This is a genomic window from Lactobacillus sp. ESL0679 (genome assembly GCF_029433515.1).
In the GTDB taxonomy this organism is placed as follows: Bacteria; Bacillota; Bacilli; order Lactobacillales; family Lactobacillaceae; genus Lactobacillus.
The window spans coordinates 88,540-111,758 of the sequence record NZ_JAQTIG010000006.1 but is presented as its reverse complement, the minus strand read 5'-3'; the positions used below and the strand labels follow the sequence as shown (position 1 = coordinate 111,758).

Here is a 23,219-nt window from a genome sequence, read left to right as displayed (position 1 = left end):
AAAGACGGATATCGTGTCCGCCTTGTATTATTTTCCTAAGTGCTTAATTATTAAAATTAATATTATTACAATAACAATTAATGGTAATAAAAGTGAATCAAGTATTCCTAACATGACGTAATTCTTCCTCTATTTCAGATAAATAACCATTTATTTCATCCTTAATATCATTCCAATCATTAAATTTTAATTTCAAGATTACTTGTGGCGAAACATTATAACCAGAAAAATCAGATTTTAGACTACTAATTATTTCAGAAAAATATGCCATTTCCATTAATCCACTATCATCTTCAGATTGGTTATGTGTGTAAATGTAATGCATCATTAGCGAAGCAATTTCAATTGTTTTACTTGACCCATATAAAATTGTGTTTTTTATTAAGTCATTTATATTATCTTCATCTTTTATAAACTCTGTAAAGCTATCTATATTAAGTATAGCGTCTGTCCACTGAGAAAAAGTTTTTTCTAGTTTAGTCCCACTAATATCCCTAAAATAAGATTCTATTTGTAATTGATGTGAGCTTTTAAATTCATTGCTTTGCTCTATGTTTTTTGCCATAATCTTGGGAATTTGCTTTATCAAATAATATCCTAAAATAATTAGAACTATTGCAATAACCGCTATCCAATATGGCATGCTTTTGATTGGAATAACCTTTAAAATTAAATTGCTTAAAAAATCAATTAATCCATTCATATTTCATTCACCTCACTGCAATAATACAAAAATCTAGCTAATAAAGCTAGATTTTTTGAGATGAATAAAATTAGTTTTAAGCAGGTTCATACGTCTTTTCAAATATGTCGGGTTTGCATGGATAAAATTCGCCGTTCACGCCTTTAATAATATAGTCTCCTACATTAGCATTCATCATACCTTCAAGTGTTTCAATCTTTAGCACTGGATGATTATGATCTTTATAACTGACTCTCACTGGGTCAAGCCCTAGTTCATCACTTAAAGCCAATATTGATTTGTCTGTGTCTAAAAATCGAATTGCATCAACTACTACTGGTTTCTTTCTGTATTTCATATTAATTACCTCCAAACAAAAAGACGGCTGATTAAAGTCGTCTATGATTATTTATTGACTTTCTTTTTCTCATATATATAAATAACTACAAGTATAACCAATGGAATAGCAATGATTATCCAAAAGCTTTGTACTCTATATTGAGGCATAAAATTACGCAATTCCATACAGAACTGTGAAAATGTATAAAAAACAACTACAAGACTTATATATATTTTATATTCATCATTATTTGAAAATATAAAACTTAACGCAGACATTATTGCCGACAATAATGAGCAAAATAAAGAAACAAACTTAATATCGGATAAAGGATATAAAAGTACAATTGCAGATGCCAAATTTACAATAATCGCTGTAAATCCAAAATATATAATTATTCTTAGTTCAGAAGCATAAGGACTTTTACTTATAATTTTTTTTGCTCTTTTTGCTGATTTATTACCTGATGTTTTTAACTTAGGATTAAATAGTAACTTTAGTATCGCTGAATTTATAGATGTCTGTTCATCTAAGGAATTTTTTAATGCAATGAAAAAAGACACAATAATACCTATAGTTGTAAAATATCCTATCCATTCTCTTATTAAAAGAAATAAATCATGATTCATTATTATAAATATATTCTCCATTAACAAATTTATATATTACTAATTAAGCTAATGTAAATACAAATAAGCTATACTCTATTAAATTATTTTTCCAGCTGAACTACATTAAACTTTAATAAGTAACTACCTTAATAAATTAAGTTACATTTTTTCTAACGCTTTAAGTAGTATACGAAGTATTTTAAATTGTTCTGCTAAAGAAAAACACAGGAATCCACCTAAGAAAGAAATAATTGTTTTTCCCAGCATGCTATTATCAGTAGCTTGAAACAATACTAGTGCAAGCAAGGCTAGAATCGAGGTAACAAAGAAGCCAAACATTGTTATTAGCAATCTATCTAACAATTTCTTGTCGGTACCTAACTCTTTAAGACTTTTCATTAACTTAGAATCTGGGAGAGCTGGTATAAGAGAAAAACTAGCAAACAAAAAACTCGTCGCTATTGATGCCATTGATAAAATTCCTGAAATAACATCTGTATAATTATTAATTTTTTTAGGAGTTATTTGACATGCAAACAGAATAATTACAATTAACAGACCAAATAAAATTGATCCTTTATTTCTTTTTATTCTTGATTTCCACATTAGTTTGCCCTCCTAACTTTTATAAAATCATTTATATTTAGAGCAAAGCGTATAATTTTGATGATATGCTAGTTCTAAAAAATCAAACATATTCTTTTCAGTTATTAAATTATCAAATTCGATTTGACCATGATAAACCAACTTATGTTGAATTAAATCTAATGGTTCAAATACACCATCATTATCTATGCCATCAATATTTAGTTTTTCAATACCTAATTTCTCACTGTTAGTAAACAAGAATTTGGCTTTATTGACCATACTTCTCACATCCATTTTACTATTATTTTTAGATTGTAAAACTGTAGTGACAGAAGTTGCCCCTATATCACTAGCATACTTGATATCTTTTAATTCATCACGATCAGTATTTTCTATTTCGGAGAAATTATTTACTTGAGCAATTTTAAAAGAAAAAGAAGACATTAATTTTAATTTGTCTAATTTTTCTATTGCATCTTCTTCTAATATAACTGCAAATGTAATTCCCCTTACTTTACAGAATCTTAACAGAAATGATTTAAATAAAGCTTGATTAAGTCCGCCTGAAGTTCGAGAAAAAGCACAAATATGTGTATTCACGTCATATAAAAATTGTGTATCGATGACCCTTCCCTGATTATCTTTAATATCTAACTCATGGTTTCTCTCTTCAATATTTTTATCCAAATCTCCTATTTTTATTGGACTAGTAGGATCTAATCTACTTATAGATATTAACCAGGCAAATTTTTGATTATCAGTTTCATCAACATACGCCTTATTCATAGCACAAATATAATAGTCATTATCTCGTATAGCTACAGTTTGAATTTTTTCAGATTGCTTAGACTGTAAATATAAATAAGTTTCCTTAAGTTTGTCATCAATTTTTTGAATGATATTTTCTTTACCTTCAATATGATAAAAATTTACAGTTTTAGGCTTTGTGTGCTTTTTTATTTCTACTTCTGCCAATTAAACTTGCCTCCTAAATATATATATAAACTTACAGATATTATAAACCAAAAGAGATTAAGCAGGCACTTAATCTTCTTTGTAAGTTTATTTATATATTTAGGATAATTTAGTTTACCGTCATCACGGACGATAGCGGTTATAGGAATCGAACCTATATAAGAGACCGTCACCGCTAACCAATATACAGGAGGAAATGCTCCGTTAAAACTGGTGTCGAAAAATTTTAGAGATTGAAAGGTTTCGAACCGCTCTCAGCTAAATATAATTCTGTCAATGAAGCTATGAAGTCTTACGATGAGGCTTCTAATATTACAAAGCGGGTTCTTGGACCTACTGTCTAATCTTTCGACAATACTAATATAGCACCTGTTAACCCCGACCTGACCCCGATTCTGCACCGATATTGCACCGATTTATAATTTTCAGGTCTGGTATATCTACATCATAAATAACCTTCCAAGTTTCAATCGTATCGGCAAATTGACAACAGGCATAACGCTTTAAATCACCATAACGAGAATCACTATATTTTACCTTGTCAGCCACTTGCCAATCTTTTAGTTCATCTATATATAATGCTTTTAAAATCGTTCTGAAGGGCTGATTTTGACTATCTGAGCAATGATCTATTGCTTGATAAACAGCTCTACATTTATCCTGCATATCAAAAATTTGAGCCATTCTTATTTCAGCACTATTTCGACCATGAACTGCTATACCTGTTGGATTAAGCTGTGGACTTTTCAAGTCAGTACGATGTAACCCAGCCTTAATTAAATAATTAGGGAAAGTATACTTAAAAAAGATACGTACTCGATTGGCTGTTTCTTTTTGATTAATATTCAAGCCTAAATCTAAATTCTCCACATGCTCAATCCTTTCGTCACTTTACAAAAATTTCTGTATCATTGCCGTTTATCATGTACTTGCCACCGATTGGAATATCACACCAGTGGAATTTCTTAACCATAATTTCGCCATGTGTCCTGCGTTTAGCAGATTCAGTTGAACGTGCTTTGATTCCCCAATAGGCAAGATTCGACAGACTAGATAAATAGACGCTTTGATATTGGCAAATAAATGGCTGTTTAAGCTTCAAATGATAGTGGTCAATTATCAGATTAACTGTCTGTCGTGCATGTCCAGTTATGCTTGCTGTTTCGCCAATCGAATAGCCATCTTTAATCAACTGAACAATCTGATCGTCATAATAATGCGGTTTATATTTATACGGGCAGACTTTTCTAGGATTGCGTTGCTTACGAACTTTAACACCTGTCACGCGATGCAATTCAATCATTAACGGCTCACTATCAGGAATAGCCAAGGTGCCGTATTTAGCTTCAATTTTATGAATTAGGTCATAAGGTATCGCAGTCATAATTAGTCACCGAAATAATATTGGAAGCATTGACTAACACTGGACCGAGAGCCTGGTCGGTTAGCCTAATAAATTTATTCGGTAATCACGAATAAATATTATCCATTGTTTCCTTAACGTGATAAGATGTCCTACCGTCATTCAAGCGGACTATTGAATTAGTTTTCGTTAGAGTCACCTCCAGTTAAAGAACGACCACACATCGGACAAAATTTAAATGGAAAATTAAAGATATAAACCGTATTTTTCTTATGTGCATAAACTGTTCCTTTAGTTCCATCAATTACTAATTTAACGTTTTGCTGTCTACCGCTAATAGTTGGCTCAGCCATTATATTTTTATTACCTTGGCAATATTTACACTTAGTATCCATAACCAATCAAATCTCCTTTCACGATTGCAATTGCTTCTTCAGGACTGCGAGCAATACCATGACAAATTCCGCGGTCAGTAAGCATTTTATGAAATCTAATTTGATCAGGTCTAGGCTTGCCCATTGCATTTTTAACTTCAATGAAAAACGGTTTATTCAAATTGTCATACCCGAATAAATCAGGAAATCCTTTTGGCAGTCCGGTATCAAACCAACGCCCATTCTTCATTAAAACCTTGCCAACATTTGCACGGAAAGTAAGAAACCCACAGAACGAAAACAACTTACGAATATTGTTCTGTATGTCATGTTCTGTCGTTGCTTTAGTGATAATGCCTTGCTCATAAGCCTGCTTAATAACATCAATCATCAGCTGGCACCTTCTCGCAATCTTGTAGACCATATTTTTCGATTTCAGAATCGGTGAATTTAAATGAGTCATTAGGTATACATTCGATATTCGTAATAATCATTGTAGAATCATTGCATTGACCTATTTGATACCAAGAACTTGGGTAAGTATGCGGTACTTTTACATACCATTTCTTTTCAGGTACAGATTTGAACTGCTTCCATAACCAATCAACACCGCCCATTGCTTCAATATAATATTTAAAATCATCATCTAATTGATCACTAACAATGTTATCTAAAGTACGGTAACTTATTGGCTCAGGTTTTTCACTAGGTCCAAAATATGGATATTCATTTTTAAAATATAAACAAACGCCATTCCTACTAAATATTCTTTTTTCTTCAGTCATCATTATCGTCCTCATCACTAACTATTTCTAACTTAGTTTGTCCGTCAGCTTCTTCTGAATCATTGATTAATTCCTGTTGTCTAGCTTCAAGGTTGACTTTCAGGCCCATACCTTGTGCTATTTCATTTAATTCATCTAATGAAATCTCCTTAGCCGAAGCAGTAAGCGAAATCGTTACTGTTCCGTCCTTAGTTTTAAAGTCCTTAATATCGCCATTAAATTCCATTGTTTTACCGTTCATGTTATTAATCCTTATCTATAATCGATTGAAATAATTACTTGTTCTTTCTTATCATTAAAATTAGTTTTCTTTGTGAATTTAACATTTCTAATTGCCAACCCCTTATCTGTCTCTAATTCTTCAATAGACAGCAGCTGCTTAAGCATTGTTCCAAATCTAGTTAATGCCATTAGTCGATCTCCTTAATTTAAAAAATGCCGTTTTTTTGATTTAACAGAGCGATTTTAGGTGTCTTAATTTAAAAATCGCCCGTTTTTTGATTTAAGAAATGTGTGCATAGTTGTGAAGGGTTGGTGTAGGGTAGCAAAAACCCTACACGCCTTACAGCCACAAGAAATTACGCTCCATTTTGTGTAGGGTTTTGCCATTTTTCCCTTCTTTTATATATATTTTTATTTATTTTTTATTTTTAGTATTAATAGAAAAAAGTATACATACCCTACACACATATTTATAAAACCGCATGATTATTGGCTTTAGCTGATGTAGGGTTTACTCTCAACCATACACAAACCATGCACCAACCCTACACACATTAATAAATTGTTCCTTGCATTGTCTTTTTGTTCCATACAAATCTTGAATCTTGCTTTAATCTGATACCTAAATATTCCATACCAGTTCTTTTTCTACTTTTCTGGAATCTATTACTCATCTCTCTACCGAATTTCGTATTGCTCATTCTTGAGTAATTATTCGTACCTTTGGCCCACTCAACATAGGCTTCAAATAGTGTCGTTGATTTTTCGTGATAATCGTCGTTAGTTTCGCATTGCTCCTGGATAAATGCTGCTAAGACATCCATCTCACTGCGATATTCTGCTGAAGCGTCAATCACAGCCTGCGGTTGTTTTAATCCTCCAACTAAATAGAGAATTGTCCCTTCAACCATCCAGTTCAAAATCCCCCGGCTCTCTGCTCTCAACTTACTTTCAAGGTTCGGGTCGACCTGATTTTTTGGCACTGTATAATCAAATGGAATTAACGCAAGCCGGCGCCAGATACCCATATCAGTACCACGAATAATCGGCTTATGATTCGTGGCCATCCAAATCGTGAACTTGGGTTTGAATTCGAACACATCACCGAAGTTAAATCTGGCAGTAATCGTGTCACCACCAGTCATTTGCTTAACTAGCCCCTCATTTAAGCGATTGCCCTCGTTAGCTTCGGAAGTGATAACCATTCTGGCAGTTTGCAGCCTAGCCAATTCTGGCGTTGGTCCTGAATTAATCTGTTTACTCATAATTGCTGATACATCCATCGTTTTGACATAGCTGCCCAAAATGTATTGGATTGTATTCAGAAACACTGATTTACCGTTGCGCCCATTACCAAATAGAATGAACATAATTTGCTCCCTGGTAGTTCCGATTAACGAATACCCCAGGGCTTTTTGTACGTAATACATCAGAGCCTTGTCGCCTTGGAATATCTGGTCTAAAAAATCAATCCATTCAGGGCAGTCGATGTTGTCCGTAAACTCAACACTGGTGATATGGCTGAACATTAATTCGGGCTGATGGTCATGCAATTTGCCGTCCCGTAGATCAACATAACCTGACGGTGTATTCAGATAATAATCATCATGGTCCCAGTCTTCATGAGTAACAGTTAAGCGATGCTTGAGCATGGTTGTTAAATCACTATGGCCTTTACTAAGCCGTTCATGATGCTTGAATTTTTGCCATTCACGCAAGATTGATTTTTGGACTTTGTCATCAGTGCCAGCTGGAATCTGTGGTCGTTCCTTTTTCAGTGAGTCGACTGCCACATCAATTGCCTTGCCTAACATACCCGAACTATCTGATCGCCAAACATTGTTATCGTAGTAGAACCATTTTTTATCACCAGTTAAGTAGCGGAAACGGTCGTGACCATACATATCGATAAAACGGTCGGCCATGCCCATATCGTCAAGGCTGCGTTGCTGTTTTGGTTTAACTGATTTTTTGTTCCAGGCAAACCGTGAGTCGTTAGTGTTAACCGTTTCTGAGCCACCATAAACATTTGTACAATCATCAATTGCTTTCTGCAGCGTAATTGCACCATAGGTACTAGCACCAGTTTTACGATCCCATTTATCTCTAATTAATGAGCTGTTTCGGAAAATGGTATCCATTTTCTTAAAATCACGGCCTGTCCAGAAGGCTAAATCATTGGCGAATGCCATGTCAGCTTCGGAATGAGATAGATAGAACTTATCCCAGCCGCCATTCATAAAAAGTGTAAATCGTTCGCCAGAACGGCTATTTGATTCAGCCTTAGAAATAATCTCGCTGACTGATAAATCGACTGAGCCGCTGGAATTAGTAAGCTGTGGACTTACTTTATCTAGACCAAAAATCGTTTCATACAGTACCTGCATGTCTTTATCAGATAGAGTCTGAATAATCGGATTAGGCTTACCAATCGTATTGCCAGTAAGCGCGAAGAATCGTCCTGATTGGTACATTTCAAAGTGACCCTTGCGCCGATGTTTACCCGGAATTTCACCTTTAAAAATAGCATGAATACCCTTGCCAGATTGGCTGACTTCCATGTAAGTATCATGAGTTAGTTTCTGAAACTTAACAATCAGATTATTTTCATCACGATTGCCTTGTTCCCAGGTTTCTAAATCGTCCTCAATATCATCAATGTCTAAGCCCACATAGCCACCAGTAAAGTAGAATGCTAGACCTTTGGCTCTGGAAATATTAGATAACGATTGATAAGCAGTTTCAAAATCTGACCAGGTTGTTGGATCATTTGATTTACCGTTAGCGCCATCAAACGGATTAATCGGTATCTTGGTATTTTTATGACGGGCTTCCACATAACGTAATTCGAAGTCGCCCCACTGTTTTAAGTCCCGAAGTTCTTTCGGGATATTTGCGTAATTAAATTCCATAGGCTAAAACGGTAAGTTATTATCATCAATGTCAACTGTGTCACCACTACTTGCAAATGGATCCTTAGGTGCGCCCTTTAGCGGAAACTTAGTCGGCTGCCAAGAATTAGTAAACGTACTATTTTGCTTACTCTTGGTACCTTGATATTCATGGTCACCCAGATTGATGTAAATACGAACTGTTTTACCAACTAACATTTGCATGAAATCATCTTCGGATTTAATTTCAGTACCGTCTGGAATGTCATAAGCCTTAGCAATATTTTGTAAGTCACTTTGTTTAAATTGACCTGAGTCATTGCCGTTTTCGTCCTTAGCAGTCCAAACGTTAGCCCAGTAATGTCGCCCATGACCTTTGCCATTGGTATCTGGTAGTGCCTTATCAAGGTCCTTTCTAACGATAAAATTAAACCTCATACACTGATAACCACTTTTTGAAGCGTCCATCTTTACTTCATACGTCATCATTTCGTAATTCCCTTTAGGGAATAAGTTATTAGTATCTTCTGCTTTTTTATGATCTACGTTTAAAAATGACATAATAATCTCCTTATTTTAATAATCCTTTTTGCTTGGCAATATGCCAGAGCCAACCTGCTTTATAACCCTTAGCTTTGCGATATTCTTTCAATTCTTCCATCGTGTTAAGTTCACTGACTTTCTTAGTCAGAATATAATTAACCTTAAAGGCTTCCTCTCGTTTAATCCGTTCCAGCTTTTCTTGTTTTTCGATTTCAATCTTCCTGGCCCGTTCAATTTCTTCAGAAAAATCATAATCGCAGTACGGACATCTGACTGAACCAGCCTTAATGACTGCATAGCATTGTGGACATTCCTTAATCATGACTGTGTTTTCCTGCATCTGCCGTTTACTATGCCCTTGCAAGCTCCACTCCCGGTCATCGTCTGGTAAACCAAACTCCGCGAAATTACTTACTTGGTCAATAATTACAGCCTTTTTATTCGGCTGATACCGCATCGCTCGCATTGATTGCTGCAAATACAACACCAGCGATTTTGTCGGCCTCAGCATCACTACACAGCTGCAATCTGGAACATCAAAACCTTCAGAAACTAAATCAACATTGCATAACACCTTGATTTTTCCAGTCTTAAAGTCAGCCATGATCTGCTCTCTCTTAATTGTGGGTGTCTTAGAATCAACGTGAATTGCTGAAATACCAGCCTTGTTAAATTCTTCAGCCACTTGTTTTGAAAAATTAATGCTGAAACTATAAACAATCGTTTTTCTATCCTGGGCAAATTTCTGCCAGGATTTAACAATGTCACCATGAATGACTGACTTTTCAAATTTCTCAACCGATTTACTGGTATAGTCGCCTGTTGAGCCAATCTTTAATTTATCCAAATTACCTAACGGCTTGCCATACATCACATACGGTGCTAAGTGCTTGTGTTTAATTAGCCAGTCAACTGACGGACCTTCAACCGTATCTGAATAAATATCATTGAAGCCTTGTCCAGATAATCGCCACGGTGTTGCCGTGAAGCCCAATCTTGGCACCTTAGAGAAGTAATCAAAGATTGCTTGATAACTCTTAGCCCGACTATGATGGCCCTCGTCAACGATAATCAGCGTCGGTCTTAGCAGTATTTTTAAACGGTTCTTTATTCGCATAACTGTATCAATCGTGCAATGTGATATATCAACACCCTGTTTTATGAAGGTTTGCTTAATCTGCTGGACTAACTCTTTTCGATGAACGAAGAATAGCACCTGTCCGCCTTTTTTAACGGTCAGCCTAGCGATTTCAGCAATTACGATAGATTTACCAGAACCAGGCGGTGAAACAATCAGCACGCCATTATTGCCCTTTGCCAGCGAGTTACGAGTATCGATTATCAGTTGTGATTGATAATCGTACGGCTTAACCATTGAAAAACTCTTCTGCCTTACAACCGGGGCGATTGTCCAAGCGGTTCTTGGCATAGGTGCCAGGATCTGACTGCATAATCAAACCTCGTTCACCTGTTTTCGGTTTCTGCGTCATTCTAGCAACCACATCACAGTTACCCATTAAGAAATCTCTCGGATCAGGTCTAAAATCAGGCGCATATTGCTCGAATTCTTGACCGTTAGTATCAGTTACCTTGTCACGCTTTTCCCAAGCGGTAACTAAGATATTTAAATCCCAGGTAAACACCTTAGAAATAAATCTGATAGTGTAATTGTTAATCTCACCATAGTCAGACATCTTATTGTCTAGTCCGTTCTTAGTTTCCCTAGCTTTCTCGGCAAACCATAATTTCTGAAAATTGGACATGTTGTCAATAATCAAATTGTCATATTTGCTTGGGTCAAACTCGCTAACAAAATCCTGCAGGTCCTCAATTGGCTTATCTGGGTCAATGACCCAAATGTCTTTCTTACCCTGCCAGAACTTAATCCGGTAAAATGATTGGTCTAGCGATAACATGTAAGTCTTGCCCTCCATAAAGCTGCTAAGAGTCGTTTTGCCAACACCTGGTATGCCATACACTAGATACCGATATTTCTTCGTTTTCTGCTTTTCCCAATTAATCGTCGGCATCGTCTGGCACCTCCTGTCCCATCGCTAACTGCGTAACTTCCTTGATTGCTTGCTCAAACATTGCCTTCACGACATTCTGCCTGAATGCTTCACTAGGTGATGCCGTGAAATTGCCATCAAGACTTGGCTTTTGCTTTTCCAGCCAACGTTTAGCTAAAGCATAGGTTTTGTTTTTCTTTAAAGCTTCAGTTACTAATTCATCTTTCCAATATTCAATTGAAGTTTCAGTGGTGTCCAGCCATTCTTTAAAATCAGTCATCACAAATCCCCCATGTACGTAACTTCAAACATTGATTCTGCTTGGTCCTTATACCAATCTTCATCGTCATCTTCCATTAACATGTCGCTCAGTAATTCCTTAGGGTCATTTTCATAACCTGCTTGAGCCATAAATTCTTTGGTTGTATCAGTTTTCATTGCAATGTAAAGTTGATCAACCAAGAATTCTTGAAAGGTTTCATAATCGCATTGCTCGCCGACAGTACAAAGCTTGTCGTTCCAATCAGTAACTTCATAAATGTTCTGTCCAGCATTTCGTGCCGTCATTTCATCTTCTCGTAGCCATCTTGCAGCTAATCGCTGACCTGCTGCATCTTTTACTTCCATGTGCTATAATTCTCCTGAATAGTTTCTGCAATCACTGGTACTGATTGCAGATTTATATCCGTCAAAGCAGTTACTAGCGATAATTAGGTTCTCGTAGTACTGCTTTTTTGCTAGCCTTTCTTTTAGTTTCTTCATCATTTTTCGTCACGCTTTAAAAAGTAAACCGCACTGATAAACAAACCAATTGCAACAACCAGCAAAATTGCACCCACATCTTCTAAGAAGCGTGTAAAATTCGTTAGCCATAATCTGTTCGCGTCGTAGAAAGCAAACTCGATAATGCCCATTATCAGTAATGCCATCAGTGCTTTAACTGCATCTTCTTTATCCTGCTTTACTTTAGGATTTTGGTTAAAATTCATAATTGTTACCTCTTTTCTAATTGGCATTCCAGTCAATTTCCTTTCTGTGTTCTTCCATCCATTTCGCCGCTGACTTTTCAAAAATGGTAAATCCATGACCAGGTCCAGGATGAATATCCTGGCACCAATCAGGCTCAAACTTGTACAAGATATTCGCTTTAACCCAATCCTTGCCATGCGGCTTACAGTATTTCTTGGCAAATTCATCAATACCGATTGTTCTGCCAGTTAATGAATCTTCAGGAACCAGATGGAATTCTTTAGCAAATTCGATAAATTCTGCCTTGCGTTCTTCTTTAGTCACTGGGATTTGCATGTTGCTTCACTTCCTTTCTAATCTTCAACATCGAATTTGTCTTTAATCATAAAATCACTAATTTCTTTAGAGGTTAGTGATTTCTTAATTGGATGATATAGCCTATCAATTATTGAACTCACTACACGCCAATCTTGTTCAGAAAGTCCACTTAATGCTTCAGCAATTTGTTGTACTTTTTCTTTTTTAATCATTATCTTTCCTTTCTTCAACAAGTCTATTGGCAAAACTAACTAAATCATTGTATGAAGTCCAAAACTCTTTACGCTCTGACTTAGTCATTCTGTCTAATGTTCCATCTGTTAAAACTTCGCCTAAGCACTTACTCATATCTACACCAGCTCCAACTGTTCACTACCCAACAACTTATTGATGAAGTATTTTTGCCCTTCACCAGTAACCATTGTTGTGTATGTAACATATGTACTACCATCAGGATTACTCGAAGCTTTTTCTCTAACCTTGAACCAACCATGATCAATTGCCCGTTGTGTCGGTGTATTCCACAATCTGCCGCGCTTCTTTATCAGATAGCCATGCTCTCTTAGCCAGGCAAACAGTCTATTCTGTCCAATATTTACGCCATTACCGCGTAAGATTTTAGCTAACTGACCAATTAAAATAGTCGCTTTACTTGTTGATACGGCGTCAGCAAAAATTGCCTTAGGCTTCATCTTTTCGTTTTCAATTCGAAGATGATTATTTTCATCTTGCAGGATTGCATACCCACGTTTGACGATTTCGGCTGGGTCGTTCCACTTCTTCTCAACTTCAATTAGGTATTTGCGATACTGCTTTCCCTTTTCCGTTCGGCTTAATAAACAAAGTTGTTTGGCCATGTCAATTGTTAAGGCATAATCTTGTAACTTACGTTTAGCGCCATTATTAACAACCGTATCTATAAATACGCTTGTAAAATCTACGTCTTCTTCAAAATCTTTGAAGTTTTGAGATACCCATAAACTAAATCGAGCTTTGATTTCCAATCCTTTATGCAAGTCCCTGGCACTAACTAATTGTTGGTCTCCTTCAACCTGTACTTTTATTAATTCCTGCATTATATTTCCTTCTTTCTAAATCTCTATTCCTAATAAATCAGCTGCAGCATGTCTAATTTCATTAGCACGCTTAGTATTTTCGCCAGCAATTGCTCTACTAAATTGAAATTCATTAGTATCGCAATATTTAGCTACTTTTCGTTGGGTAAGATGCCGATGACGGATTGCATCTTGAAATTTTTCTTTAATTTCTTCAGAACTTTTAATTAAAGCTTCTTCAACCATTTCTTTCACTTCCTTTCATTTCATCAAGTTCTTGACTACTAATTATTTCTTCGGTTATAATAAAAGCGCTTCAACATATGACACATAAAGATGTTGGCATATTCCGTAAGGAGGTGATAACATCTTGTCAGAGTTTTTGGAGTAATGTGTATTTCTGTAGATTGAAAAATATGAGCTAACAAAAGACTTGTTATTGAGAGGATTGAAGCCAACTGGTTATTGTCTGATTGAATTGATTTAGCATTTTTAGTAATTAGTGAAAATAAATTAAAGACTATCTTGCCCAATCTAGTATGTTATGTATTTTTTTCTGCGTCTTGGCCGACAAGGTTAAAAGTACATAATCGCTAGCTTGAGATAACCCTTGAAAAATCTTTAAGGAGTTTTCCATGTAAGTAAATTGATGCTGATGCACTGCTGGAACAATAACCAGTCAAATGGGGCGGGCTCTGCAACCTAGAAATTTAAAAAATATTGGAATCTTATCCCTTAGCAAGGGGATATTTTTTTGCCCTCCTTTCAGTATTTTTAATCAAGTTCTTGACTATTTTTAGACTAAGGTCTAATATGTAGTCATGACAAATAAGCAAAGAAACAGTGCTATATCAATCTTCACTCGCCAAAGTTACTGAATTGATAGGCTAGTTTTTTCTTGCTCAATTACTTGATGACTTAATAATACCACCATAGTCTAAAAATGCAACAATAAAATTTTACTTTGGTCTAATTATTTTAGTCAATAGTCGGAGGAATACTATTGTGGCACTACTTGACACTGTAAAAATAATGGCAAAAAAACATGGTTACAGTCTTACAGAATTAAATGAAAAGGCTGGCCTTGGCAAAAATACAATCTATAGTTGGAAAACAAAAACACCTTCTACAGAAAATCTGCAAAAGGTTGCTAAAGTTCTTCACACGTCCACAGACTACCTACTAGGCAATACTGATGACCCCTCGCCTGTTTCTAAGGATCATCATGCTGTAGACATCGAAAATGATGAATTACTATCATATCGTGGTCGTCCTATTCCAGAAGATTATCTAAATATCATTAAAAATTTAATGGACTCGGATATTCAGCACGGCAGAAAGAGGTAGATAAGTGAATGATTTAATACAATATTTACTAAATTTTGCCCTTGATCAAGGCTTCGGCGTCGCTCAACTCTGTGAAGACGAGGACTATAGGTCTTTAGCTGATAAATCTAAACAGCTGATTATCATTAATATAAATTGGAGAAATAAAACTGAACTACCTTTTATTATTGGACATGAAATCGGACATTTAATAGATGGTGATTATGGCTTATCACATTATTGTGGTACTACTCTTACATCTAAAGAGCGTCACGCTGATCTCTATTCGCTTAATTTGATTTTTGATTACGCTACTAGACAATACGATTGCTATGAAGAACCTAGCCAATTTATGCAGGCTTATGGTATTCCTACTAGAATGTACGATGCTGTGGTTGATTTATTTCGGAATAATGATGATCTATTGTTTTAGAAAGCAAAAAAATACAGATCAATAGTGATCTGTATTGAAATCTTTTATTCTACGAAGTCTTTAACTATTTTATATTTACTAAAATCTTTCTCAGTTTCAAATTCTAATTGATTAGTTTGTTTCTTACTCCAATTGTCGATACTAATTGGTTGAGTATCCACTACAACTCCTTCATTGTTTAGCAGTTTAACATTAATTGAAAAAGTCTTAAAACTATAATCAGTAGTGTTCTTTACATTTGCATCGTAAGTTTTTAAGCCATCTTCGTTTTTAGACAATTTAAACTTAATATGCTTAATTAATGTAGAAATTTGTTGATCCCTTTTAGTTTTATTTTCAACACTAGATCCATTTCGTGTAATTTCAGTCCAATAACTATCATATTTAGAATCAAAAGATAATTTATGAATTTTATTGATTTTAATTAAAACATCTGTACGCTTATTGTAACTATTGCTCCATTTTACAGGAAAACTTGAATCACTATAACTACTAATTGCAGCTTTTTGCTGATGCAAAGCATTTATATACTCCAAAGCTTCTTCATGCAAATTGTCATTCTTAAACTTCTTGTTTTTATAATCTTCAACTGAATCCAACTCTTCATTAACCATTTTGGTATATTCAGATCGTTTTATGTTGGAAGTATCTTTGATTGTATCTGTATAGTTCCACCTATTTTGTAAGCCTTGTTCTAATGCAGAAATAAAATCTGAATCATAATATTTAACAGCTTTTTTCTTACTACTACAGCCTGCAACAACCAGCATCATTGGTATAAGAAGCATAATAGCAAAGTATTTAATTTTTTTCATTTCTATCTCCTTAATATAAATATTGCGCTTTCATTAATTAATTGTATTAAATTAAGAATAAAAATAAAAGACCAATTTGTCCATAATGCCAGTGACGATAAACCTAGGACAAAATATTTTATAAGGAGCAATATATTATGGGACTGATAAAGCCAAGTAAAGATGGGAAGCCTAGTTTTTTAGAAAATTTAGTAACGGCAAGTGAAGCTATAGATGAACTTCATTCAGCATTTCAGAAAAAAATTCGTTGCCCTAAATGTAGGTCTACAAATGTATCTGCTTTAGGTCAACATAAAAAAAGCTTTTCTGTTGGTAAGGCAGCAGCCGGTACTGCTCTTACTGGAGGAATTGGTGTATTAGCTGGCTTTGCTGGTAAAAAAACTAAAAAGGTAGACATGATTTGTATGGATTGTGGTCACCAGTTTCGTTATAAAAAATAAAACAAAAAAATCGATTAATAGTCCGTCTGGAAAACATAACTATTAATCGATTGGATAAAGTATTTTTAATTTTTTTGAGCATATTGTTTTTTATTTCATTTTTAACATTTACACAAGATATTGTATTTAATAATTTAAGTTTATTGATTTATCAATATTTAAGTTTGTCAACCTATACTATATCTTGTGATTGAATTTTTAAGTTAACCTGCTATAATACAAGCATAGATCAAGTTTGGAGGGCCTTAGGGTTCCGAACTAGCATAACCTCATGTTTGCATTATTGTATAACGTGAGGTTTTTGTTTTTTTAAGAGGAAAGTATGACAAATAATAAGCCATTTAAAACATTTAGACAGCAAATGAAAATTCTTAGAAATCGCGGATTAACTGTCGAATCTAACGATAAAAGAGCTTTAGAAGAGCATGGATATTATTCAATTATTAATGGCTATAAACAATTATTCTTGCAAAAAGATTCAACTGGAAAACCTGTCGAACCGGAGAAATATATTCCAAATGCTACCTTTAAGGAAATCAAAAGTTTATATGATTTTGACAGAGAGTTGAGACAAATTTTATATACACCATTAATGGAATACGAAAGCAATTTAGGCTCAGAAATATCTTATAGATTTTCTGAAAAGTATCCTGAAGAACATTCATATTTAGCGATGGATAACTTTTCTAGAAATAGTAGTGATGTTGTCAGTGTTGTTCAAACGATTAGTAATCTCTCTAATAAAATCAAACAAAATGCTAAAGAAAATAATGCAATTAAGCATTATATAAATAAGCATGGTCATGTTCCTTTATGGGTATTGGTTAACTTTTTAACTTTTGGAGATTTAAATTACTTGTATCAAAATTGTGAAGAAGATATCAAAGCAACGATTGCAAAAGATTTTATGACTAAACACAAAAGATATTACAATTTGCCATCCTATCCTATTCATGTTAAATCAATTGAATCAATAAATACTTTGGTAAACTTCTTTAGAAATTCTGTAGCACATGGTGAAATTACTTATAGAAAGACGATAAATCGTGGGATTACTTTTTCGTATATAAAGCAAGATTTGAGTATTAATCAATATCCACTTCCTAATAGCAGCCAATGTGGTGTGTTTGAACTAGTTGCATCTTTAAAATTGGTTTTAAACAAAAAGCAATATACCACTTTAAAGAAAAACATTCAAAGTCTATTTTCTAAATATCAAGACAAATTTCATTCTGTTAGTTTTACTGCTATCTTAAATGACATGCACTTCCCAGAAAATTACAATAATATTCTCTAAATTAACAAAAAAATCGATTAAGAACTCAGCTACCAAACATTGTTCTTAATCGATTATCGAAATCATGCGCTATTAGTGCGCTCAAAAATATTCTAGCACAATCGGAGGTGCTTTTAAAATGGCAGTAAGAAAACGTGGCAAATCATGGTCAGCCAGAATTAGCTGGCGTGATGCCAACGGTAAACTTCATCAAATGGAAAAAGGTGGCTTCAAAACTAAAGTCGAAGCTGAGCAGTATTCCATTAAACAGCAATATCTTCACACACAAGGTGTGGACATTGAAAACGACCCAGCTTTTGCTGATTACTTTCATGAGTGGTGGACTACTTTTAAGAAGCCACATATTAGACATGAAACGCAAAAACGCTATGTAACCAACGATAAAATTATTCACGAATATTTTAAAGACACCAAAATCAAAAAAATCAAACGAATTCACTGGCAACAATTTATCAATGATGTTTGTAAGACACATTCGACCACAACAGTAAGGCTGCTCAATCGTCAATTTAGAGCCTGTGTGAAGAATGCAATTGCCGATGGCATAATTACACTAGACTTTACTCAAGGCGTCAATATCAATGGAAATGACGCGAATACGCGCAAGCCTGTCTTCTTATCCTATGCCGAAGCGCAAAAGTTATTAAAGACTGCTCTGGACGATAGAGACCCTGCTGTCCCTTCTACTTATATTATCATTGCAATTATTCTAACTGGTGCACGTGTTGGCGAAATCAGTGGCCTTAAATGGCATAATCTAAATGCCAAAAAACATACTATTGCAATTCATCACTCATATAATAGTGACATCAAAGAATTGGGCCCCACTAAAAATATTTCTTCGTACCGTACAGTCAGAATTAATTCCAAATTGATTGAATTGTTGCAAGAAATTAAAACAGATAATCAAGATGGCTATATTTTTAAAGAAGCCACAACTAGCTTGCCTCCTGCCAATCGAACGATCAATAACAAATTGCAAGTAATTATGAAGCATGCTAACTTAACTAAAAAAGATTTTACAATCCATAGTTTACGTCACGTCCATGTTGCCATTCTGCATCATAAAAACGTAGATTGGATGGCTATCTCAAAAAGATTAGGTCACAAAAATTTATCAATGACTTTAAATGTTTATGCCTATTACATTGATGAAGATAAAAGAAAAAGTGACAAAGAAATAGAAAAAAAGCTAGATGATTTATTCATCTAACTTTTTATTTTTACAGTTGCCTGATGGGCAAATGATGGGCAAATCAGCTTTTCGACCTCTTAAAGCCTTGCTGTTAAGCCATTCTTATTGGGATATCCGGGCTCGAACCGAAACATGCAGGAACCAGAAACCTGTGCCTTACCATTTGGCTATATCCCATTGATAAAATCACCCGTACGAGAATTGAACTCGTAACTCCACCTTGAGAGGGTGGCGTCTTAACCATTTGACCAACGGGCAAAATCAACAATAATTATTATGCTTGTAAAAGTTGTTCTTGTCAAGAGATTTTTAGTTATAATAATTAATAAGATAAATTTTTTAAAAGGATAGACATTCATGATTGATTACTCAACCACCCAAAACCTTATAGAATCAATGGTTTCCGAACGGATCGTGCCAGGCGTTAATTACGTCTTAATTAAAAATAAACAAACTTTCACTTCAACAGTGGGCTTTGCCACGATTTATCCGCAAGTTAGCCAGCTTAGTCCGTTCGCGGAGTATGATTTGGCCAGTTTGACCAAAGTAATTGCTACTGAAAATATTTTACTAAAATTATACGCTGAAGGCAAACTTAACTTTTCTGAACCACTACACGATTTTATTCCCGAGTTTAGCGACCGGCGCGTGCGGCTATTTCATCTTCTCACCCATACTAGCGGCATTCGCGGCTGGATTAATCACCGTGATGAATTAAATCACGATGAACTCATCGATGCAATTGTCCATTTGCCTGTTACCGATGAATTTGAGCACAAAATGCGCTATGCGGACACTAACTTCATTTTATTGGGGCTGGTAATTAAGCAAATTTACGGCAAACCTGTCCAAGAAGTCGCGACTAAAGAAGTTTTTGCACCCGCTGGACTTACAGCAACAACTTTTAAGCCCGTTATTGCTGATTGCGTTCCAACTGCCCTGTTTAATGGAAATGTCCTTCAGGGCGTCCCTCACGACCCCAAAGCGCGGCAGTTAGGCAGCGACTGCGGCTCTGCTGGATTATTTTCCTCGATGGAAGACCTAATTAAAATTAGCAAAGGCTACCTTGGTCTTGACCCTAACATTTTGCCGTTCGACCAAGATGTTGTCAGTCAACTTTTTGAAAATAAAAATCCGGCAGGATTAAAACCGCGATCTTGGGGCTGGGACTTACGATTTGATCCCGAAAATCATTACCCGTTAATCCTCCATACCGGCTACACAGGAACCTTAATCTTACTTGACCGCGTTAAAAAATCCGGCCTAATTTTACTAACTAATCGCGTACATCCAACTGGTCACAATCAAATTTTTCTAACAATGCGAGAAAAAATAATCCGCAGCTTTTTAACTGAAAACGATAAATAAAAATAAATCATTGATTACTTTAACTCATTATGCTTAAAAGTATCAAAAAAGCAGCCATAATAGCGACTGCTTTTTATGATATTATTATTTTGAACAATCTTTTTTATCAGGAATAAAGTGCCAGATTAGGTCAACAACAGCATCAAACAGCATGCCGCCAGCCATCCAGTACATTGCCCACATCATCCCATTCGGGGTAAAAGTATAATATGCTGCAAGGCCAAATACGATTACATTAATAATTTTGATAACTAGATTATCACACATCATGTTAAAAACTCCTTTTACTTAACCAACTAGTTCAATTATACCCATTTTTGCCTTAATTGAAAGCGGTTTTCATGTTGTTTAATTATGATTTGATAATTAAATATAATCTAACGCTGATAATTAGCATTGTTATCAAATGTTTACAGCTGTAAGCATACACTAAAATATTTTATTTTCCCCAAAAATCATCAATATCAAGCCATCTAATTCCTTTAATCGTTATTTAATTAATATTTTGTTGTTCTAGCTTAAACATTCTGAGGTAGCTGAATAGAATAATAATACTTGCAATAATCAATACAATAAATGCAATTTGACTACCCTTAGCCGTCATCAGTGCATAATTACCCGGTTTCTTCTGCCAAGCAGAAATAATCGTTGCCATGACAGTTGTCCCAAGTGATCCAGCATACTGTTGACCTGTCTGAAAGACCGCAGTTGCATCAGTATGCAGCTCGTCCGGCTGCAATTTAGAAGCTTCCGCCATCGTATTATTAAAGGCTAACTGCCGACCAATAATCATGATGCCGTAGAAAATAACAATCATCATTGTCGAAATTTTCAAACTAAACATGGCAAACAGAACACAAGCTATCATGCACAAGATAGCTCCAGTTAAGAGCGGCAGTTTAGCACCCTTTTGGTCATAAATATGACCAAACCATGGATTGAGCACGCCACTTAAGATACATCCCGGCAGTAAAATCAGGCCACCAATTAATGAACTTGAATGATTAACAATCTGAACATAATTTGGTAGTGCAAAGCTAGTTCCAATGTTAATAAACTGTAATAATAAATAAGAAATTAATGCACAAATAAATGCCTTGTTTTTAAAAACTGCTAGATTAAGCAGCCGCTTTTGACTATTCTTAACTGATTTAATAAACAGCCAAACCAAAACAGCAAATGCCAACATTCCCAGCCAAAACCAAATATTAGTCAATCCTTGACCAATTTGATTAAAAGTTAAACTAAAAATAATCATCGCTGCAGCAATAATAATGTAACTGCGCCAATCAAATTGCGGGTGCTTTTTCTCATGATATTGTTCAACCACAAACAAGCCTAAAATTAAAATTATTAAGCCAATTATTGCCGCAATCACAAAGATTAACGGCCAGCCACAGAAATAAACGATAGTTCCACCAAAAGTTGGTCCAAGAGACGGGGCTAAGATAACTACTAGGCCTGTAATCCCCATATAAAAGCCCCATTTATTTTGCGGAATCAATTCAACTACCAAATTAAACATTAATGGTATTGACAGTCCAGCTCCCAGTGATGAAATCAGTCGTCCAGTGAGCAGCACCCAAAAGTTAGTGGCTGCTCCTGCAACAAATGACCCTACGATAAAGCTAATCGCTGCTGTTAAAAACAATTGTTTAGCTGAGAAACGGTCATTTAAATACGAACTTGAAACCATAATGATCGCAATCGCCAACAAATAGCCAGTGGTAGTCCACTGCACTAAACCTAAGCCAATATGAAATTGCTTCATCATTGTTGGAAAAGTTACGTTTAAACTCGTTTCTGTCAAAATTGAGACAAAAGCCATTAATGCACAACTAATAATCGCCCCAACATGCTTTGGTGTCACTACATTTTTCTCCATTAAAACATCTCCTTATCATAAAAAGGGCAAAAGCATCTCTATGCTTTTGCCCTTTCTCTAACTGCTTAAAAAGCAATTATATTAAACAACCAAATTATTAAACTACAATCGCCAATATCTTAGTAAAACTTTTTGTAAAGCTGGTAACAAGATAAGAGCGACAATAGCACCGGCTATTCCTTGAATGGTATCAGTCAAGATTCCTAAAACGCCTGCTGCTTTCGAATACAAAATCCAGTTGGTCAAATAATATCCACCAACTATTATAGCCACGCCAACCACGAGTGCCAAAATATATTGGAACCACTTGCGACTATTCCGTGCTGCTTTTCTTACTAACAAGCCCACAAGCAGTCCCTCTAGCCCGTGAATAATAAATGAAAAGAACATGAACTGTGCGTATCCTGAAAGTAAATCGAGTAAAAATCCGGACAAACCACCGACTAATAATCCCGCAACTGGTCCTAACGCAATCGCTGCTAAGAAAATTCCGGTATCACAAAAATTGATATTACCATGAGTTGCTGGAATTGGAATAATTAATATTCGGCTTAGAACAACGTTCAAGGCAGTCAACAATGCTAAAAAGACCAATTGCCCAAGTGTTAATTTACTTTTACTATTATCTGCCATAATTAAGTACTCCAAAACAATTACAGTTCATTATTCAAAAAATGATTAATCATTTTAATATTTATTTAATTAAAAACCAATTATAGTTAAAAGTAAAGTCTG

34 protein-coding genes and 2 tRNA genes are annotated in these 23,219 nt (G+C 35.1%); 6 read left to right on the top strand and 30 right to left on the bottom strand.

The features are described 5' to 3' along the window. Positions 1-97 precede the first annotated feature (97 nt). From PT287_RS08325 to PT287_RS08210, 24 genes are all read right to left on the bottom strand, one after another. Entirely contained in the window at positions 98-703 is a 606-nt protein-coding gene (locus PT287_RS08325; protein ID WP_277134148.1) for a hypothetical protein, read from the bottom strand. A gap of 76 nt (positions 704-779) precedes the next feature. Next, a complete protein-coding gene (locus tag PT287_RS08320; protein WP_277134146.1) occupies positions 780-1,040 on the bottom strand; it encodes a hypothetical protein in 261 nt (86 codons plus the stop codon). A gap of 47 nt (positions 1,041-1,087) precedes the next feature. Next, positions 1,088-1,651: a hypothetical protein gene (locus PT287_RS08315; protein WP_277134144.1), complete on the bottom strand. Its 564-nt coding sequence runs from the start codon at positions 1,649-1,651 to the stop codon at positions 1,088-1,090. A gap of 141 nt (positions 1,652-1,792) precedes the next feature. Beyond that, entirely contained in the window at positions 1,793-2,239 is a 447-nt protein-coding gene (locus PT287_RS08310; RefSeq protein WP_277134142.1) for a hypothetical protein, read from the bottom strand. A 27-nt stretch (positions 2,240-2,266) separates the two neighbouring features. Then, positions 2,267-3,196 carry a hypothetical protein gene (locus tag PT287_RS08305; RefSeq protein ID WP_277134140.1) on the bottom strand — a complete coding sequence of 310 codons (930 nt, stop codon included), beginning with the start codon at positions 3,194-3,196 and terminating at the stop codon, positions 2,267-2,269. Positions 3,197-3,568: 372 nt separating this feature from the next. Continuing rightward, entirely contained in the window at positions 3,569-4,066 is a 498-nt protein-coding gene (locus PT287_RS08300; protein ID WP_277134138.1) for an ArpU family phage packaging/lysis transcriptional regulator, read from the bottom strand. A gap of 16 nt (positions 4,067-4,082) precedes the next feature. Then, positions 4,083-4,580 carry a hypothetical protein gene (locus tag PT287_RS08295; protein ID WP_277134136.1) on the bottom strand — a complete coding sequence of 166 codons (498 nt, stop codon included), beginning with the start codon at positions 4,578-4,580 and terminating at the stop codon, positions 4,083-4,085. A gap of 158 nt (positions 4,581-4,738) precedes the next feature. Then, positions 4,739-4,954, bottom strand: coding sequence for a hypothetical protein (locus PT287_RS08290; protein WP_277134135.1), 216 nt, complete (start codon positions 4,952-4,954; stop codon positions 4,739-4,741). Beyond that, a complete protein-coding gene (locus PT287_RS08285; protein ID WP_277134133.1) occupies positions 4,944-5,324 on the bottom strand; it encodes a VRR-NUC domain-containing protein in 381 nt (126 codons plus the stop codon). The genes PT287_RS08290 and PT287_RS08285 overlap by 11 nt, the downstream gene beginning before the upstream one ends. Beyond that, on the bottom strand, positions 5,317-5,721 hold the full coding sequence (locus tag PT287_RS08280) for a hypothetical protein (RefSeq protein WP_277134131.1): 405 nt from the start codon (positions 5,719-5,721) through the stop codon (positions 5,317-5,319). Before PT287_RS08280 ends, PT287_RS08285 begins: the two co-directional genes overlap by 8 nt. Continuing rightward, a complete protein-coding gene (locus PT287_RS08275) occupies positions 5,711-5,959 on the bottom strand; it encodes a hypothetical protein (RefSeq protein WP_277134129.1) in 249 nt (82 codons plus the stop codon). Before PT287_RS08275 ends, PT287_RS08280 begins: the two co-directional genes overlap by 11 nt. 11 nt (positions 5,960-5,970) lie before the next feature. After that, positions 5,971-6,129: a hypothetical protein gene (locus PT287_RS08270; RefSeq protein ID WP_277134127.1), complete on the bottom strand. Its 159-nt coding sequence runs from the start codon at positions 6,127-6,129 to the stop codon at positions 5,971-5,973. A gap of 365 nt (positions 6,130-6,494) precedes the next feature. After that, entirely contained in the window at positions 6,495-8,852 is a 2,358-nt protein-coding gene (locus PT287_RS08265; protein WP_277134125.1) for a phage/plasmid primase, P4 family, read from the bottom strand. 3 nt (positions 8,853-8,855) lie between these two features. Then, positions 8,856-9,392: a DUF669 domain-containing protein gene (locus PT287_RS08260; protein WP_277134124.1), complete on the bottom strand. Its 537-nt coding sequence runs from the start codon at positions 9,390-9,392 to the stop codon at positions 8,856-8,858. Between the two features lie 10 nt (positions 9,393-9,402). Beyond that, complete coding sequence (locus PT287_RS08255) at positions 9,403-10,749, bottom strand: DEAD/DEAH box helicase family protein (RefSeq protein ID WP_277134122.1); 1,347 nt, start codon at positions 10,747-10,749, stop codon at positions 9,403-9,405. Beyond that, positions 10,742-11,404 (bottom strand): AAA family ATPase, encoded by a 663-nt coding sequence (locus tag PT287_RS08250; RefSeq protein WP_277134120.1) that lies wholly within the window; start codon positions 11,402-11,404, stop codon positions 10,742-10,744. Before PT287_RS08250 ends, PT287_RS08255 begins: the two co-directional genes overlap by 8 nt. Then, positions 11,391-11,663 (bottom strand): hypothetical protein, encoded by a 273-nt coding sequence (locus PT287_RS08245; protein ID WP_277134118.1) that lies wholly within the window; start codon positions 11,661-11,663, stop codon positions 11,391-11,393. Before PT287_RS08245 ends, PT287_RS08250 begins: the two co-directional genes overlap by 14 nt. Then, positions 11,663-12,010: a hypothetical protein gene (locus PT287_RS08240; RefSeq protein WP_277134116.1), complete on the bottom strand. Its 348-nt coding sequence runs from the start codon at positions 12,008-12,010 to the stop codon at positions 11,663-11,665. Before PT287_RS08240 ends, PT287_RS08245 begins: the two co-directional genes overlap by 1 nt. A 134-nt stretch (positions 12,011-12,144) precedes the next feature. Next, positions 12,145-12,372 (bottom strand): hypothetical protein, encoded by a 228-nt coding sequence (locus PT287_RS08235; protein WP_277134114.1) that lies wholly within the window; start codon positions 12,370-12,372, stop codon positions 12,145-12,147. Positions 12,373-12,388: 16 nt separating this feature from the next. Next, entirely contained in the window at positions 12,389-12,688 is a 300-nt protein-coding gene (locus PT287_RS08230; protein ID WP_277134112.1) for a DUF771 domain-containing protein, read from the bottom strand. 17 nt (positions 12,689-12,705) lie between these two features. Beyond that, the gene (locus PT287_RS08225) at positions 12,706-12,882 is read right to left on the bottom strand and encodes a hypothetical protein (protein ID WP_277134110.1); all 177 of its coding nucleotides are present in this window, start codon (positions 12,880-12,882) and stop codon (positions 12,706-12,708) included. After that, positions 12,875-13,018, bottom strand: coding sequence for a hypothetical protein (locus PT287_RS08220; RefSeq protein WP_277134108.1), 144 nt, complete (start codon positions 13,016-13,018; stop codon positions 12,875-12,877). The genes PT287_RS08225 and PT287_RS08220 overlap by 8 nt, the downstream gene beginning before the upstream one ends. A gap of 2 nt (positions 13,019-13,020) precedes the next feature. Then, the gene (locus PT287_RS08215) at positions 13,021-13,746 is read right to left on the bottom strand and encodes a phage antirepressor KilAC domain-containing protein (RefSeq protein WP_277134106.1); all 726 of its coding nucleotides are present in this window, start codon (positions 13,744-13,746) and stop codon (positions 13,021-13,023) included. Between the two features lie 15 nt (positions 13,747-13,761). Continuing rightward, entirely contained in the window at positions 13,762-13,971 is a 210-nt protein-coding gene (locus PT287_RS08210; protein WP_277134104.1) for a hypothetical protein, read from the bottom strand. Between the two features lie 759 nt (positions 13,972-14,730). Between PT287_RS08210 and PT287_RS08205 the strand changes: the two genes are divergently transcribed. After that, complete coding sequence (locus PT287_RS08205) at positions 14,731-15,072, top strand: helix-turn-helix transcriptional regulator (RefSeq protein WP_277134102.1); 342 nt, start codon at positions 14,731-14,733, stop codon at positions 15,070-15,072. A 4-nt stretch (positions 15,073-15,076) separates the two neighbouring features. Further along, on the top strand, positions 15,077-15,484 hold the full coding sequence (locus tag PT287_RS08200) for a hypothetical protein (protein WP_277134100.1): 408 nt from the start codon (positions 15,077-15,079) through the stop codon (positions 15,482-15,484). 44 nt (positions 15,485-15,528) lie between these two features. On the opposite strand, the gene PT287_RS08195 is transcribed toward PT287_RS08200, so the two are convergent. After that, the gene (locus PT287_RS08195) at positions 15,529-16,299 is read right to left on the bottom strand and encodes an FxLYD domain-containing protein (protein ID WP_277134098.1); all 771 of its coding nucleotides are present in this window, start codon (positions 16,297-16,299) and stop codon (positions 15,529-15,531) included. 137 nt (positions 16,300-16,436) lie between these two features. Between PT287_RS08195 and PT287_RS08190 the strand changes: the two genes are divergently transcribed. The 3 genes from PT287_RS08190 to PT287_RS08180 all read left to right on the top strand — a co-directional run bounded on the left by PT287_RS08190 (position 16,437) and on the right by PT287_RS08180 (position 19,249). Beyond that, a complete protein-coding gene (locus PT287_RS08190; protein WP_277134097.1) occupies positions 16,437-16,739 on the top strand; it encodes an LITAF-like zinc ribbon domain-containing protein in 303 nt (100 codons plus the stop codon). Between the two features lie 322 nt (positions 16,740-17,061). After that, a complete protein-coding gene (locus PT287_RS08185) occupies positions 17,062-18,036 on the top strand; it encodes an Abi family protein (protein ID WP_277134094.1) in 975 nt (324 codons plus the stop codon). 118 nt (positions 18,037-18,154) lie between these two features. Beyond that, positions 18,155-19,249 carry a site-specific integrase gene (locus PT287_RS08180; RefSeq protein WP_277134093.1) on the top strand — a complete coding sequence of 365 codons (1,095 nt, stop codon included), beginning with the start codon at positions 18,155-18,157 and terminating at the stop codon, positions 19,247-19,249. A gap of 87 nt (positions 19,250-19,336) precedes the next feature. Here PT287_RS08180 and PT287_RS08175 read toward each other — a convergent pair. Further along, positions 19,337-19,408, bottom strand: a tRNA-Gln gene (locus PT287_RS08175). A gap of 9 nt (positions 19,409-19,417) precedes the next feature. Then, positions 19,418-19,489: transfer RNA gene (locus PT287_RS08170), tRNA-Glu, on the bottom strand. 99 nt (positions 19,490-19,588) lie between these two features. Between PT287_RS08170 and PT287_RS08165 the strand changes: the two genes are divergently transcribed. Next, positions 19,589-20,599: a serine hydrolase domain-containing protein gene (locus tag PT287_RS08165; protein ID WP_277134091.1), complete on the top strand. Its 1,011-nt coding sequence runs from the start codon at positions 19,589-19,591 to the stop codon at positions 20,597-20,599. An 84-nt stretch (positions 20,600-20,683) separates the two neighbouring features. Here PT287_RS08165 and PT287_RS08160 read toward each other — a convergent pair whose 3' ends face one another. The 3 genes from PT287_RS08160 to PT287_RS08150 all read right to left on the bottom strand — a co-directional run bounded on the left by PT287_RS08160 (position 20,684) and on the right by PT287_RS08150 (position 23,117). Continuing rightward, positions 20,684-20,869 (bottom strand): hypothetical protein, encoded by a 186-nt coding sequence (locus tag PT287_RS08160; RefSeq protein WP_277134089.1) that lies wholly within the window; start codon positions 20,867-20,869, stop codon positions 20,684-20,686. A gap of 223 nt (positions 20,870-21,092) precedes the next feature. Beyond that, positions 21,093-22,484 (bottom strand): MFS transporter, encoded by a 1,392-nt coding sequence (locus tag PT287_RS08155; protein ID WP_277134087.1) that lies wholly within the window; start codon positions 22,482-22,484, stop codon positions 21,093-21,095. A gap of 102 nt (positions 22,485-22,586) precedes the next feature. Continuing rightward, on the bottom strand, positions 22,587-23,117 hold the full coding sequence (locus PT287_RS08150) for an ECF transporter S component (RefSeq protein WP_277134085.1): 531 nt from the start codon (positions 23,115-23,117) through the stop codon (positions 22,587-22,589). Positions 23,118-23,219 lie beyond the last annotated feature (102 nt).